Annotated in this window: 1 protein-coding gene; it reads right to left on the bottom strand. The window is 29.3% G+C overall.

Going from position 1 to position 317, the window contains the following annotated elements:
- A partial coding sequence (locus tag OM075_RS26005; RefSeq protein ID WP_301193441.1) for a TIR domain-containing protein occupies positions 1-317 on the bottom strand: 317 nt, incomplete at both ends.

Below are 317 nucleotides of genomic sequence, written 5' to 3'. Positions count from 1 at the left end.
TTTCGAGCCCAAGATGTGCATGATCCAATTAGCTCTTCAGGAGGTTCAAACATTGAATTTACTTTTGTACCTACAATTTTTTTGTTTAATTCTTTTGCTTTGGCTACTTCCCAATTCTGCCAATTTTTATATCCGATTAAACCTGAATTTAGATCCTCTTTATTTGAATCCTCACTAACAATAACTAATACATAAGTACATTTACTAATTTTTAATGTTAACTCATCTTTTAACTTTAAAATATTATTTGAGCTAATTTTTTCGGATGGCATATCGTTGTATGAAAAATCACATTCCATATGTTCATTCCAAGCATT

This window comes from Plebeiibacterium sediminum (genome assembly GCF_026013605.1).
In the GTDB taxonomy this organism is placed as follows: Bacteria; Bacteroidota; Bacteroidia; order Bacteroidales; family Marinilabiliaceae; genus Saccharicrinis; species Saccharicrinis sediminus.
This window is presented reverse-complemented; position numbering and strand designations above follow the sequence as displayed.